The organism is Streptomyces sp. NPDC056486 (assembly GCF_042795295.1).
In the GTDB taxonomy this organism is placed as follows: domain Bacteria; phylum Actinomycetota; class Actinomycetes; order Streptomycetales; family Streptomycetaceae; genus Streptomyces.
In genome coordinates this window covers 1-14,038 of sequence record NZ_JBHTSF010000062.1, presented here as the reverse complement: position 1 = coordinate 14,038, position 14,038 = coordinate 1, and the positions used below count along the sequence as shown (strand labels likewise).

The following is a 14,038-nucleotide window of genomic DNA, read 5'->3' as shown; positions in this document are numbered from 1 at the left end:
TGTATCTCGTCGTCGGTGGCGCCCTCTGGGGCGCCCTCGCGGGGATGTTCGTCCCCCGTGCCGTCTACCGGCTCTCCGTGCCCCCCGACGAGACCTGGCGGGACAGCTGCCCCGACGGGCATCCCGTCGGGGGGTGGGTCGGGCTCGCGCGGTGCGGGGAGGACGGGACCCGCTACGGGCCCCGGACCACGACCGTCTCCCTCGCCATCGCCCTCGTCTGCGCCGCTCTCGCCGTCGCGACGGGCGCGCACCCGGAGCTCGCCGTCTGGCTGCTGCTCGCCCCCTTCGGTGTACTGCTCGCCGTCGTGGACTTCGGCGTGCACCGGCTGCCCGACGTGCTCACCCTGCCGCTCGCCGTGGCCGCCCTCGTGCTTCTCGGGGGCGCCGCGCTGCTTCCCGAGCACGCCGGTTCCTTGGTGCACGCGCTGTACGGGGGGCTCGGGCTCGGCGGTGCGTACTTCGTGCTCTTCCTGATCAGCCCGAACGGCATGGGCTTCGGCGACGTGAAACTGGCGCTGAGCCTGGGGGCCGTCCTCGGCTGGTACGGGTGGGGCGCGGTGCTGCTCGGCACCTTCGCCGGGTTCCTGCTCGCCGCCCTGTACGGCGGATTTCTGGTCGTCGCCCGCCGCGCCGGGCGCAAGACGGCGATCCCGTTCGGGCCCTTCCTGATCGGCGGGGCGTTCCTCGGGCTGCTCGTAGGGGCATACGCCGCCTGACGTCGGGCGGCCGGATCCCCTGGCGTACGCTGAATCAGTCCGTCCAGAACCCTTACGAAAGGGACGCCCGGTGACCGAGAAGGCCGAACTTCAGTCCGTCCTCGACCGTGCCGCCGCAGGTGGGCGGATCAGCGAAGAAGAGGCGCTCGACCTCTACCGCGATGCTCCGCTGCACGCGCTCGGCGCCGCCGCCGACGCCGTACGCCGCCGCCGGTACGCCGGAACCGAGCACATCGCGACGTACATCATCGAGCGGAACATCAATTACACCAACGTGTGTGTGACGGCCTGCAAGTTCTGCGCCTTCTACGCCGCCCCGAAGGACACCAAGAAGGGCTGGACGCGCGACCTCGACGACATCCTGCGGCGTTGCGCCGAGACCGTCGAGCTCGGTGGCACGCAGGTCATGTTCCAGGGCGGGCACCACCCGGACTTCGGTGTCGAGTACTACGAAGAGCACTTCTCCGCGATCAAGAAGGCCTTCCCGCAGCTGGTCATCCACTCCCTCGGCGCCTCCGAGGTCGAGCACATGGCCCGCATCTCGAAGGTCTCCGCCGAGGAGGCGATCCAGCGCATTCACGCCGCCGGGCTCGACTCCTTCGCCGGTGCCGGTGCCGAGCTGCTCCCGGCCCGCCCGCGCAAGGCCATCGCCCCGCTCAAGGAGAGCGGCGAGCGCTGGCTGGAGATCATGGAGATCGCGCACAATCTCGGTGTCGAGTCGACGTCCACGATGCTCATGGGCACGGGCGAGACCAACGCCGAGCGCATGGAGCACCTGCGGATGATCCGCGACCTCCAGGACAGGACCGGGGGCTTCCGGGCCTTCATCCCGTACACGTACCAGCCCGAGAACAACCACCTCAAGGGGCGGACGCAGGCCACCATCTTCGAGTACATCCGCATGATCGCGATCTCGCGGATCTTCCTCGACAACGTGGCTCACATCCAGGGTTCCTGGCTGACCACCGGCAAGGAGGCCGGTCAGCTCACCCTGCACTACGGCGCGGACGACCTCGGCTCCGTGATGCTGGAGGAGAACGTCGTCTCCTCCGCCGGTGCCAAGCACCGCAACAACCTGCGCGACATGATCGACATGATCCGCACCGCGGACCGTGTCCCGGCCCAGCGCGCCACGACGTACGAGCACCTCGTCGTGCACGACGACCCGGCGAACGACCCGACCGACGACCGCGTCGCCTCGCACATCTCGTCCACGGCGATCGAGGGCGGCACGGCTCACCCCGAGCTGAAGCTCCTCGCCTCCAACTGAGGCCGCTGTGCGCACACTTCACGTCGCCGAAGGGACGCCCGAGGCGGCGGTCCTGGCCGACGGGGCGGTCGTCGCCGCCGTCGGCCCGTACGAGGAGCTGGCCGCGGCGCACCCCGCCGCCCGCGTCCGGCGCTGGCCCGGCATCCTCACGCCGGGCCTGCTCAACCCGTACGGCCCCGAAATCCTCGAAGGCACCTACCACCCCGACCCGCGCGAGGCCGACCGGCTCGGCACCGTGCCCATCGGCGGTGAGCGCGCGCGGGCGATCTTCCGCGCCGATCCGTCCCTTCTCGGTGGCAGCGCCCGCCGGGGCGTGCAGCGGCTCCTCGCGCACGGCACGGTGGCCGTCGCGGGCGAACTGCGCTCCCGTCCGGTCCTCGACGCCGTCCGCGGGGTGGGCCTCGCATCGGGCCGACGCCCACCACGCCTGCCCGGCCCCGTATCCCTGTCCCCGACCCCCCTGGTCCTGCTGCCCCCGCTGACGGTGGGAGGCCCGGCCCGTTTCGCGGTCTTCGACGTGGCCGACCGGGCGGACCTGGTGCGACGCGGTCCGGCGACGTGCGTGGCAACGGTGATCGGCGGCCGCTTGGTGTACCGACAGCGGTAGGGGGTTCGCCTCAGCCCGACAGCTCAGCCCGACAATGCCTCCGCGAAAGCGCCCGCCCCCTGCTCCACCCCACTGCACGAGTTCTGGGCCTTGGTCGTCGACGTGCCGTCCTCGCACTCCTTGTCGCGCGACGACGACCACATCGAGAGCCAGGCGATGCCCTTCTTCTCGCCGTACGAACGGAGTTGGGCCGCGTCCGCGAGCGTGAACGTCTCGCCCTTCACGTCGTTCACGCCGGCCATCGCGGTGACCGCGAGTCCGTTCCAGGCGTTCCTGTCCGAGAGGCCGAAGACCTTCTTGATCTGGGCGTGCGCCTTGGTGGCCGAGGTGATCGCGTAGTCGCCCATGTCGCCGGTGTAGGACGTGCCGTAGTTCATCGCCATGATGTTCACGGTCGAGACCCGTGCGTCGTGGTCGTTGGCGGAGTCGAGCAGCGCCATGCTGTCGGCGTCAAGGCCCGACGGCATCACGGGGAGCGTGAACGTGGCCTTCAGGTCGCGCTTCTTCTGCAGCAGCGCGATCGCCTCGGAGCGGCGGGCGACGGACGCTGAATCCGTGAGCGCGTCGCCCTCGATGTCGAAATCGGCCTCGGTCGCGCCGGTGGCGTCGAGGACCTTGGCGTAGGCGGCGGCGAGTCGGGACGCGCTGTCGCAGGTGAGCGCGAGTTCCTTGCCCGCCGCGCCGCCGAAGGAGACGCGGACGGCGCCGCCGGTCTTCTTCAGCTTCGCGATCCGGGATGCCACTGAGTCGTCGCCGATGTCCGTGGTCCCGCCCCACACGGGCGTGCAGTCGCTGCCTTCCGCGACGACGAAGGCCAGGTTGTACGTCGACGGGGTGCCGGAGCTGTCCGTGTCCGCGGCGGTCGTGGCGCTGACGTAGGGGGCGTAGGCGGTGGTCGCTTCCGGCGGCCCGGAGGTGGACGTGCTCGGTGAGGCTGCCGAGGCGTCGCTGGACGATCCGTCGTCCGACGTGCCGTCGCTCGCCGAGCACCCGGTGCACATCAGCGCGACCAGACAGACGAGACCGGCGGTCGGCTTCAGCAAGCGCCGGGTATTCCGTACGCCTCCTATGTTCCGCACTCGCACACTCACACTCACACGCTCGCTCACTCGCTTGGGAAAGGCTGGCCTTTCAACGTACGCGGAACGGGCGGTGCGGACGAACGCCCGGCAACTCTCGCAGCTCAATGACAGGTTGGGGCGATTCTCATGGAGGCCTCACAGTCTGCTCAGGCAATTTTGCGAAACTAGCCTGTTTACCTCGTCGAATGCATTCCGATTCTGCCGTTCCCGCCGTCGAAAAGCGTGCCGCCTCGCGTCATGGCCGCCGTCGCAAACGCGGCAACGGCCCTGCGGCAGGGCCCGTGTTCGTGGACACGTCCGGACGCAGGGCGCGGCTCCTTCGCAGGGCCGGAGTCCTCGCGGGCATCGCCTGCCTCGGCTACGCGGTCGTGCTCGGCATGGCCTTCATGGGCTGGGGCACCTCGCTCAGCCCCACCGAGCTGCTGCCCTTCCGCGGCGGCGGCGGCGGGGCGGGCGCCGGACACGACCCCGCGGGCGGCCACAGGCGGGGCGACCCGACCGGCGCGCCCCCGTCCGGCGACCCTGCCGCGCCGCCCGCTGACGTCGGCCCCGCTGACGTAGGCCCCTCTGCCGCCGCCCCCGCCAACTGACCGGATCCCCCGCACACTCATGACCCAGACGACGACACCCCCGCCCGTGGGGCCACGCGGCCGACGGCATGCCACCCCCAGCAGGATCGAACGCGCGGGCCGCCGCGCCGCCTCGCTGCAGAAGCCGCGGGTGATCCTCGCCCTGCTGCTCCTGCTCGCCCTCACCAGCGTGATGCTGCTCGACGGATATCTGCGTGCCGAGATCGGCGACGACTCGCGTGTGCGCGTCGGAGCGAGTTCGAGCGACGTACCGGACAAGGTCATCGACGGCGGGCCGATACTCGATTTCCGCGCGGGCAAGGCGCGGAGCCAGGCCGTGCCGGACAAGACCATCGTGCTCACCTTCGACGACGGCCCGGACCCCGAGTGGACTCCCAAGGTCCTCAAGGTGCTTGAGGACAACGACGTCGACGGCACCTTCTTCATGGTCGGCTCGATGGTCTCCCGCTACCCGGGTGTGGTGAAACGCCTGGTGGCGGAGGGCAATGAGGTCGGGGTGCACACCTTCACGCACGTCGACCTCTCCTATCAGAGCGCCGCCCGCGTCGAGCGCGAGCTGAAGCAGACCCAGCTCGCGCTCGCGGGGGCCGCGGGCATCACGACGACGCTGTTCCGTGCGCCGTACTCGTCGCAGCCGGACGCCATCGACAACTACTCCTGGTCGATCTACAAGAAGCTCGGCGCGATGGGGTACACCAGCGTCTTCGTCGACACCGACAGCGAGGACTGGCAGAAGCCGGGCGTCAAGAAGATCATCAAGTGGGCCACCCCGAAGGACGGGAAGGGTGCGTCGGTCCTCTTCCACGACTCCGGCGGCGACCGCAGCCAGACGCTTGCGGCGCTGAGCACGTACATCAAGAAGATGAAGGCGAAGGGGTACTCCTTCACCACGGTCAGCGGGGCCTCCGCCCGGCCCACCGCCCAGCACGCGGCCACCGGCGCGACCCTCTGGGAGGGCAGGTCGCTCATCGCGGCCGTCGCGGTCGCCGAGTGGGTGGTGCCGGGGCTCGCGATCGGACTCGCCGTCGTCGGGGTCGCCGTCCTGGGCAGGTTCGGGATGATGCTGGTCCTCGCGCGACGCCACCACCGGCAGCGCAACAGACCCGGCTTCTCGTGGGGGCCGCAGGTCACGCGGCCGGTGAGCGTGATCGTCCCCGCGTACAACGAGAAGGAGTGCATCGCGGGCACGCTGCACTCCCTGGCGGCAAGCACCCACCCCATCGAGATCATCGTCGTCGACGACGGCTCGACGGACGGTACGGCCGAGATCGCCGGGTCGCTCGGACTGCCGAACGTCCGCGTCGTGCGCCAGGAGAACGCGGGCAAGCCCGCCGCGCTCAACAACGGTGTGCGGCACGCCCGTTACGACATCGTCGTGATGATGGACGGCGACACCGTCTTCGAGCCGGACGCCGTGCGGCAGCTGGTGCAGCCCTTCGCCGATCCGGAGGTCGGCGCGGTCGCGGGCAACGCCAAGGTCGGCAACCGCAGGACCATGATCGGCGCGTGGCAGCACATCGAGTACGTGATGGGCTTCAACCTCGACCGCCGCATGTACGACCTGCTGCGCTGCATGCCCACCATCCCGGGCGCGATCGGCGCGTTCCGCCGCGACGCGGTGCTCGCGGTCGGCGGCATGAGCGAGGACACGCTCGCCGAGGACACCGACATCACCATCGCCCTGCACCGCGAGGGCTGGCGGGTCGTGTACGCCGAGTGCGCGCGGGCCTGGACCGAGGCACCGGCGAGCGTGCAGCAGCTGTGGCGCCAGCGCTACCGCTGGAGCTACGGCACGATGCAGGCCCTGTGGAAGCACCGCAAGTCCGTTATGGACAAGGGCCCTTCGGGGCGGTTCGGCCGGGTCGGGATGCCCCTGGTCGTGATCTTCCAGATCATCACGCCGGTCTTCGCACCGCTCATCGACGTGTTCACCGTCTACTCGATGATCTTTGTCGATGTCCGGGCGTCCTTGCTCGCCTGGCTTGCCGTCCTCGCCGTACAGCTGCTGTGCGCGGCCTACGCGTTCCGGCTCGACGGCGAGAAGTACCGGTATCTCCTGATGATGCCGCTCCAGCAGCTCGCGTACCGACAGCTGATGTATCTGGTCCTGATCCACTCGTGTGTCACGGCGCTCACGGGCGGCAGGCTGCGCTGGCAGAAGCTCAAGCGCACCGGCGAGGTCGGCGCCCCGCGGCCCGACGCGGGAGCGCGGTGATGGCGGGAGCGCACCGCCTGACGCAAGGTGTGCGGGCACCGTCGCGCGACCGGTACTTCGACGTGCTGCGGGCCTTCGCCCTGGTGCGTGTCGTGGCGTACCACACGTTCGAATGGCCCTGGCTTGGCCTCGCCTTCCCGTCCATGGGCGTGATGTTCGCGCTCGCCGGATCACTGATGGCGAAGTCGCTCCTGCGGCCTGCGGCAGGGGTGATCCGGGGGCGGCTGCGCAGGCTGCTGATCCCCATGTGGGTGTTCGGGGTGGTCATCGTCGTGGCGATGATGATCAACGGCTGGCTGCCGGGCGCGGACATCCTCTACTGGGTCCTTCCGCTCGGCGACCCGCCGGGCAACGCGTGGGGCGAGCAGGCGTGGGGAGTGCTCTGGTACCTGCGGACGTATCTCTGGTTCGTGCTGCTCTCGCCGGTCCTTCTGCGTCTTTTCCGGCTCGCGCCCGTGCCCGTACTTCTACTGTCGCTCGTTCCCGTCGCGCTCTTCGCGACGGTGTGGAGCCTGCCGGAAGGGCGGTTCGGGAGCGCGGCCGGTGATGTGTCGGTCTTTCTGTTCTGCTGGCTCCTCGGTTTCGCACACCGTGACGGTGTGCTGCGCGGGCTCTCCCCGGGGCCCGTGGTGGCCGGGGCGCTCGCCGCGCTGCTCGCGGGGGCGTGGTGGGCCTTCCACCACCAGGTGGACGGGACGTACGACCTCGACGACATCCCTCTCGCGCAGGCCCTGTGGTCGGCGGGCTTCGTCACCCTGCTGATGTACCTGAAGGTGTATGCGGAGATCGACTTCGGTTGGCTCGCCCGCTTCAGGCTCCCCGACAGGATCGTGACGGTCTTCAACGCCCGCGCCGTCACGCTCTACCTCTGGCACGAGGTCGCGCTGATGGGCAGCGTGCCGCTGATCGACCTGATGTGGCAGGTCCCCGCCTTCGAGCGCCGGCTGCCGCTGGACAGCCAGTGGTTCCTGTTCGGCGTGGCCTGGGTGCTCATCGCCGTCGCGGTGGTGCTCCTGGGATGGGTCGAGGACGTCGCCGCCCGGCGCAAGCCCCGGCTGCTGCCGTGAGCCGCCTCTTCGCGTGGCTGTCCGTACTGCCACAATGGTCGGGTGACCCGCGCATCTCTGGACAAGCAGCCGCACGAAGTCGCCTCGATGTTCGACGACGTGGCGGAACGGTACGACATCACGAACGACGTGATGTCGCTCGGGCAGGCCCGGCTGTGGCGCAAGGCGGTCGCCAGGGCCGTCGACGCGCGGCCCGCGCAGAAGGTCCTCGACCTCGCCGCCGGAACCGCCACCTCGTCGCAGCCTTTCGCTCAGGCGGGCGCGTACGTGGTGCCCTGCGACTTCTCCCTCGGCATGCTGCAGGTCGGCAAGGCGCGGCACCCCTGGATGCCGTTCACGGCTGGGGACGCGACGAAGCTGCCGTTCAAGGACGACACGTTCGACGCCGTCACGATCTCCTTCGGCCTGCGCAACGTCCAGGAGACGGACGAGGCCCTTCGGGAGATGTACCGCGTGACGAAGCCCGGTGGCCGGGTCGTCATCTGCGAGTTCTCGCACGCGACGTGGGCGCCGTTCCGCACGGTCTACGAGGAGTACCTGATGCGGGCGCTGCCGCCGGTCGCGCGCACGGTCTCGTCGAACCCCGACGCGTACGTCTATCTCGCGGAGTCCATCCGCTCCTGGCCGGACCAGCCGACGCTGGCCGCGCTGTTGCAGGACGCGGGCTGGTCGAAGGTCGCGTGGCGGAATCTGACGGGTGGGGTCGTGGCGCTGCACCGGGGATTCAAGGCGTAGACCTGCCGCGGGACGCCCCGAAGCGGGAGTGCGCAGAATATTCCGCTGTGAACCGAGTTGACGGGAACCAGCCGCAGGGCAAGATGTGTCCGTTGTGATACGACTCCGCCGACGCGACGGTGTCGATGCGAAGCCGCTCTTTCGCATCGGCTCCCGCTGGGTCGCTCGGCATGGGTCGGTCTTTCTGGTCATCTCCCCAATGACGGAGCGTCCCTATGGCGTCGAACTGTCCTCACTGCGGGGCATCCACCCCTGAAGAGGCCCGCTTCTGCATGAAGTGCGGGCGAGAGCGTCCGCGTGACACGTCTGTGGATGCGGGGCCCGCGGATCTGCCCGCGGCAGAGCTTGGCGCTCCGACCGCTGTGGGGGATACCGGGGACACCGGGGGCTCCGGGGAGGCCGGGGGCTCTGGTGAGGCCGGGGGCTCTGGTGAGCAGGGTGCGGTCGGTCCTGCCCCTGACCTTGGTGCACCCGCCGGGCCCGGGTTCACCGCAATTTCCCTTCCTGCGCCCGCACTTCCCGGGGCCGCCCCGGTGCCCCCGCCGCCCACGCCCCCGCCCGCATACGTTCCCGGGGCGCCCTCCGCGCCTTCTCCCCTCGGTGCCTTCTTCGGGCGGGCGTTCCGGGGGGACTGGGCAGGGGCCGCCCAAGCCGCCCTGTGGCCCGTGGGGTTGGTGCTCATCGCGGCGGTCGCGATCGCCATTCCTTCCTACGGGCAGGGCGACGGTGGCGGTGGCAATGGCAATGGCAATGGCGGTGGCGGTGGGGGTGACGTCGTCGTCGGGTTCGGCGAGCGGATGCGGATCGCTCTCGCCACTCTGCTCCAGGCCGTGGGCGGCGGCTTCGAGGTCTCGGGGAGCGAGCGGCAGCAGTCATCCGTCTTCGGCGGTGAAAGCTCCGGCGTGGATGCCGCCTTCGAGGGCAGCGCCGCGCTGCACCTCATCCCGCTCACCGTCACCGCGCTGTGGATCGCGGCCCTCTTCATCGGCGTACGCATCCTGCGCAACCGCCTTGTCGTACGCGCCGGAAGCCAGGACGGAAGCCAGGGCGGGGGCACGGCGGGGCTCGAAGCGGCCGTACGCGTCACCCTGTTGGTGACCACAGGCATCCTCGTGCTCAGCCTCTTCGCCCAGCCCGAGATCGAGGGCGTCGAGCTCTCCTCGTCGCCGGTGCTCGCCGCGCTCGGCGCGTTCGTCCTCGCACTCGCCGTCTCCTGCGGCGTACTGCACCACCACGACCTGGCCCACTGGCTCGCCCAGCGGCCGGGATGGCAGGCGGCGTTCCGTGCGACAGGTACCGCGCTGCGCGCGCTCGCGATCGTGCTCGCCCTCTGCTCGGTCGTCGCGTTCATCAGCCTCGCGCAGATCGACGACCTCGAACGCGTCGCCGACCTCGACGACGCCGATGTGTCCCCGCTGGTCATCGCCCTGCTCCTGCTGCCGAACCTGGGCGTAGCGGCCCTCGGTCTCGGGTGGGGCGCGCCGTTCGAGGCTTCGGTGCAGGGGAGCAGTTCGTCGTACGGCGGCGGCTACGAGAGCGAGTCCTTCGGGCTCTCCGAGCTGGGGGACGTCACCAACGCATGGGCGGTCGTGGGCGCGTTGACGCTCGGGCTCGTCTGCGCGCTGGTACTCGGCATCCTCGCCGCACGCCGTTCCGCGCACCGGGGTGAGCAACTGCTCGCCGCCGGTATCTTCTTCGGGCTCTTCCTGCTGCTCGCCGGGGTCGGCGGGGTCAGTGTCGACGCCACCGGGAGCGCCTCGTCGGAGTTCGGCGGAGGCGGCAGTTCGAGCGGCTCGGGCAACGGCACCTTCGAGGCGGGCGTGAGCGTGCCGGACGCGCTGCTGTTCGGGCTGCTGTGGGTCTTCGCCGCGGCGCTCGTCGCGCCGTTCCTGTTGCAGATGGCGGGGCAGCGGACGGGGCTCGTCGCGGCGCCGGTTCCTTCGGGTCCGCCGATGCCGGGCGGCCCCGTGGGCGCGGCTCCCGACGCCGCGGCGGCCGTCGGTTCCGTAGGCCCCGTCACAACAGACGCTCCGGCGCCCGGAGTTGCCTTCCCTGCGACCCCGGCCGCCCCCGCACCCCTGAGTGCCCACGACCAGCCCACGTACGTCCCGACCGGAACCCCCGCCTTCGCCTACGCCCCGCATTCCTTCCAGCAGCCGCCCGCCGACCCCCAGTCCCGCCGCGCCGCCCTCTGGGTCGGCACCCTCGTCGGCGCCTTCATCATCGGCAGCGGCATCGCGGCCGGTGTCCTGCTCTGGCAGAACAACGACGACGGCAAGGCCGACAAGGCCGGGGGCAAGGACGACAAGCCCGCCATCAGCCGGACCGAGGACCAGACGGAGCCGCCGGCACCGGACTCGTCGCCCACCGCATCGCCCCTGCTCACGCCCACGGAGGAGCCGAGCGAGAGCCGGGACACCGTGGACGACACTCCCCGGGTGCCCGCGGGCTCCGACCTGGTGTCCGATGTGAACGGCTTCGAGTTCGCCGTGCCGGACGGCTGGACCCGGCAGGGCGAGGACCGTCCCGGCCAGATCGTTTACGCGGGGTCGACCGGCCGGGAGGAGTTCCTGGTCGGCGTCGTCCCGTACGCGCCGTACACCTCGTACGAGAACTTCACGACCATCGAGAAGGACGCCAAGAAGGACCCGAAGAAATCGGACTACCAGCGGATCCGCCTTGAGCCGAACACCTTCCAGGGGCGCAGCGGCGCGATCTGGGAGTACACCTTCACCGACACGGCGGGCCGCGAGATCCACGCGCTGAACCAGAGTTACGTCGCGGACAACGGCACCGAGTACGCCATCCAGCTCTCCTGGCGCGCGGACTTCTGGCCCGCGGGCGAGGGCGCGAAGGTCCACCGGACCGCCCTGGAGAACTGGCGGCTCAACGGCTGAGTGCTGTCGCGTTCACCAGACGGCGCCGACCTCGGGCCCCGGCTCGTCGAGCTCGCGGCGGAGGCCGCCGTCCGGTGGCGCGGGGTGACGCGGCTCGCGTACCCCCGCGCCACCGTCACTCTCGTCGGGGCCGAGCTCGAACCAGACGGTGACGACGGCATCGCGGGGGATCCACATGCCGGGGAGCGGGTACTGCCGGACCACGTACTCGACGACGACCAGGTGGAAGTCGGGGCGGTCCGGCGCCGCGAGCAGCACGCCGTGCTTCACCGCCGACTCGCGCGCGTCCACGGCCATGAGACCCATCAACCGCGGCACGCGCACTTCGTCTGTCCTGGGCGCCTTCGGCACAGATGTCACCCCCCAGCGGTAACGGAAGGGTAGACCCGCCGGGCGCCGGCCGGAAGCGGTCCGTCGCGCCCGCCGAGTCCCCGCAGCGCACCCGCCGAGTCCCCGCAGGTACTCGCCTGCCCGCTCGTTACAGCGTGAGCCGGAAGTTGTGCGCCTCCCGCTTCGACACCGGCGACGTGAAGGTCTCGGCCTGTTCCATGCCGAGCCGCCGCGCCACCGCCGCCGACCGTTCGTTGTGGGCGTCGATCACGGCCACCACGTTCTGTGCGCCCGCCGCGCGCACCTGTTCCACGGCCGCCTGCGCGGCGGCGGTCGCGTACCCCTTCCCCCAGGCCGCGCGGCCGAGGCGCCAGCCGATCTCGATCTCGCCCGTGGGCCCCCAGTCGCGCGGCCAGGGCTGTGCGCCGGTGAAGCCGATCGGCTCGCCGTCCGCATCGAGCAACGTCCAGAGGCAGAAGCCGAGTTCGGCGTCGTGTCTGCGCTGCCGGGCGGTCAGCTCCACGTACACGGAGAGCTCGGCGGGGCTGCCGCCGAGGAACTTCATGACGTCCGGGTCGTCGAAGAGGCGGTGCCAGACGAAGGCGTCCTCGTGGGTCGGAACGCGCAGTTGTACGGCGGGCAGGGGCTTGGTCGTCAGTGTCTGCTTTGTCGCCTGCTCTGTCGCCTGCTTTGTCGCCTGCTTTGTCACGGGTGGCCCTTCGGCTGGCTGATCAGTACCGCTGCATAGACTGCCCATAACACGTGCCCGCCGGCACACAGATTTCGAGCTTTGGGGAGAACCCGCCGTGACCGAGCCCCAGCCCCTCACCGAACACACCGCTGATGTGATCGTCGTCGGGGCCGGGCCAGCCGGTTCCACGACCGCCTATTACCTGGCGAAGGCCGGACTCGACGTACTCCTTCTGGAGAAGACCGCGTTCCCGCGGGAGAAGGTCTGTGGCGACGGCCTGACGCCCCGCGCCACCAAACAGCTGGTGTCCATGGGGATCGACATCTCCGAGGAGGCGGGCTGGCTGCGGAACAAGGGCCTGCGCATCATCGGGGGCGGTGTACGGCTCCAGCTCGATTGGCCGGATCTCGCCGCCTACCCGAACTACGGCCTGGTCCGTAAGCGCGACGACTTCGACGAGCAGCTCGCGCGCCAGGCCCAGAAGGCCGGCGCCCGCGTGTACGAGCGCTGCAACGTCGGCGCCCCGATCATCGATGACCGCACGGGCAACATCACCGGCGTGCACGCCAAGATGGGCGAGGAGAAGACGCCGGTCACCTTCCACGCCCCGCTGGTGGTCGCCGCCGACGGCAACTCGACGCGGCTCTCCCTCGCGATGGGTCTGCACCGCCGCGAGGACCGCCCGATGGGCGTCGCCGTCCGTACGTACTTCACGTCGCCGCGCCACGACGACGACTACCTGGAGTCCTGGCTGGAGCTGTGGGACCGCCGCGGCGCCCAGGACCGGCTGCTTCCCGGCTACGGCTGGATCTTCGGCATGGGCGACGGCACGTCGAACGTCGGGCTCGGCATCCTCGACTCCTCGGCCGCCTACAAGGAGCTCGACTGGCGCGAGGTGTTGAAGGCCTGGTGCGCCTCGATGCCCGAGGACTGGGGCTACACCCCGGACAACATGACGATGCCGATCCGCGGCGCGGCCCTGCCGATGGCCTTCAACCGCCAGCCGCACTACACCAAGGGCCTGCTCCTGGTCGGCGACGCGGGCGGCATGGTGAACCCCTTCAACGGCGAGGGCATCGCGTACGCCATGGAGTCCGGGCAGATCGCGGCGGACGTCATCGTCCAGGCACACGCCCGTCAGACTCCCGCCCAGCGGGAGTTGGCGCTGCAGCGCTACCCGAAGGTCCTCAAGGACACTTACGGCGGCTACTACACACTCGGCCGCGCGTTCGTGAAGCTCATCGGCAACCCGAAGGTCATGAAGATGGCCACGCAGCGCGGTCTGACCCACCCGATGCTGATGCGCTTCACACTGAAGATGCTGGCCAACCTCACCGACCCGACGGGCGGCGACGCGATGGACCGCATCATCAACGGGCTCAGCAAGGTGGCGCCGAAGGCGTGAGCCCCGGGGCGACCGGGGTGAGGGACATTTCCGATTTGCCCTCACCCCATGGTTAGTACGACGCTGGGCGCATGATCTTCATCGCCGTCAAGTTCACCGTCCGCCCCGAGTACAGCGACAGCTGGCTGGAGCGCACCGCCGAGTTCACCCGTGCCACGCGCGCGGAGGAAGGCAACCTCTTCTACGACTGGTCCCGCAGCGTGGACGACCCGAACCAGTTCGTCCTCCTGGAGGGCTTCGCCTCGCAGGAGGCGGGCGCCGCGCACGTCGGTTCCGACCACTTCAAGGCCGGCATGGAGACGATGTCCGAGGCGATCGCGTCGACCCCGGAAATCATCCACACCGAGATTCCGGGCAGCAGCTGGTCCGAGATGGGTGAGCTTTCGCCGAAGGGCTGAGGGGTACACAGAAGGGCCGGGAACCCCGTCGGGGG

At 70.2% G+C, this 14,038-nt stretch carries 13 protein-coding genes and 1 pseudogene; 11 read left to right on the top strand and 3 right to left on the bottom strand.

Going from position 1 to position 14,038, the window contains the following annotated elements; translation table 11 throughout:
• The first annotated feature begins 44 nt into the window (after window positions 1–44).
• From ACFQ7F_RS23765 to ACFQ7F_RS23755, 3 genes are all read left to right on the top strand, one after another.
• Window positions 45–716, top strand: a complete 672-nt coding sequence (locus ACFQ7F_RS23765; protein WP_383273637.1) for a prepilin peptidase — start codon at window positions 45–47, stop codon at window positions 714–716.
• A 70-nt stretch (window positions 717–786) separates the two neighbouring features.
• On the top strand, window positions 787–1,986 hold the full coding sequence (gene mqnC / locus ACFQ7F_RS23760; RefSeq protein ID WP_383273559.1) for a cyclic dehypoxanthinyl futalosine synthase: 1,200 nt from the start codon (window positions 787–789) through the stop codon (window positions 1,984–1,986).
• A gap of 7 nt (window positions 1,987–1,993) precedes the next feature.
• A complete protein-coding gene (locus ACFQ7F_RS23755; protein WP_383273557.1) occupies window positions 1,994–2,593 on the top strand; it encodes a hypothetical protein in 600 nt (199 codons plus the stop codon).
• 23 nt (window positions 2,594–2,616) lie between these two features.
• On the opposite strand, the gene ACFQ7F_RS23750 is transcribed toward ACFQ7F_RS23755, so the two are convergent.
• A complete protein-coding gene (locus ACFQ7F_RS23750) occupies window positions 2,617–3,594 on the bottom strand; it encodes a chitinase (protein ID WP_383273635.1) in 978 nt (325 codons plus the stop codon).
• Window positions 3,595–3,860: 266 nt separating this feature from the next.
• Here ACFQ7F_RS23750 and ACFQ7F_RS23745 point away from each other — a divergent pair, with 266 nt between their 5' ends.
• The 6 genes and pseudogenes from ACFQ7F_RS23745 to ACFQ7F_RS23720 all read left to right on the top strand — a co-directional run bounded on the left by ACFQ7F_RS23745 (window position 3,861) and on the right by ACFQ7F_RS23720 (window position 11,179).
• Window positions 3,861–4,265, top strand: a complete 405-nt coding sequence (locus ACFQ7F_RS23745) for a hypothetical protein (protein WP_383273555.1) — start codon at window positions 3,861–3,863, stop codon at window positions 4,263–4,265.
• A 19-nt stretch (window positions 4,266–4,284) separates the two neighbouring features.
• Entirely contained in the window at window positions 4,285–6,480 is a 2,196-nt protein-coding gene (locus tag ACFQ7F_RS23740; RefSeq protein ID WP_383273553.1) for a bifunctional polysaccharide deacetylase/glycosyltransferase family 2 protein, read from the top strand.
• Window positions 6,480–7,547, top strand: a complete 1,068-nt coding sequence (locus ACFQ7F_RS23735; RefSeq protein WP_383273551.1) for an acyltransferase — start codon at window positions 6,480–6,482, stop codon at window positions 7,545–7,547. The genes ACFQ7F_RS23740 and ACFQ7F_RS23735 overlap by 1 nt, the downstream gene beginning before the upstream one ends.
• Before the next feature lie 42 nt (window positions 7,548–7,589).
• Window positions 7,590–8,282, top strand: coding sequence for a demethylmenaquinone methyltransferase (locus ACFQ7F_RS23730; RefSeq protein WP_383273549.1), 693 nt, complete (start codon window positions 7,590–7,592; stop codon window positions 8,280–8,282).
• Window positions 8,283–8,497: 215 nt separating this feature from the next.
• A pseudogene (locus ACFQ7F_RS23725) lies at window positions 8,498–8,566 on the top strand (zinc-ribbon domain-containing protein); the annotation flags it as partial.
• 381 nt (window positions 8,567–8,947) lie between these two features.
• On the top strand, window positions 8,948–11,179 hold the full coding sequence (locus ACFQ7F_RS23720; RefSeq protein ID WP_383273639.1) for a hypothetical protein: 2,232 nt from the start codon (window positions 8,948–8,950) through the stop codon (window positions 11,177–11,179).
• Between the two features lie 12 nt (window positions 11,180–11,191).
• Here the strand turns inward: ACFQ7F_RS23720 and ACFQ7F_RS23715 are convergent, their stop codons facing one another.
• Window positions 11,192–11,485, bottom strand: a complete 294-nt coding sequence (locus tag ACFQ7F_RS23715) for a hypothetical protein (protein WP_383273633.1) — start codon at window positions 11,483–11,485, stop codon at window positions 11,192–11,194.
• Window positions 11,486–11,657: 172 nt separating this feature from the next.
• On the bottom strand, window positions 11,658–12,167 hold the full coding sequence (locus ACFQ7F_RS23710; RefSeq protein WP_383273631.1) for a GNAT family N-acetyltransferase: 510 nt from the start codon (window positions 12,165–12,167) through the stop codon (window positions 11,658–11,660).
• 148 nt (window positions 12,168–12,315) lie between these two features.
• On the opposite strand from ACFQ7F_RS23710, the gene ACFQ7F_RS23705 reads away from it, so the two are divergent.
• Complete coding sequence (locus ACFQ7F_RS23705; RefSeq protein ID WP_383273547.1) at window positions 12,316–13,605, top strand: geranylgeranyl reductase family protein; 1,290 nt, start codon at window positions 12,316–12,318, stop codon at window positions 13,603–13,605.
• Window positions 13,606–13,676: 71 nt separating this feature from the next.
• Entirely contained in the window at window positions 13,677–14,003 is a 327-nt protein-coding gene (locus ACFQ7F_RS23700) for a putative quinol monooxygenase (RefSeq protein ID WP_383273545.1), read from the top strand.
• Window positions 14,004–14,038 lie beyond the last annotated feature (35 nt).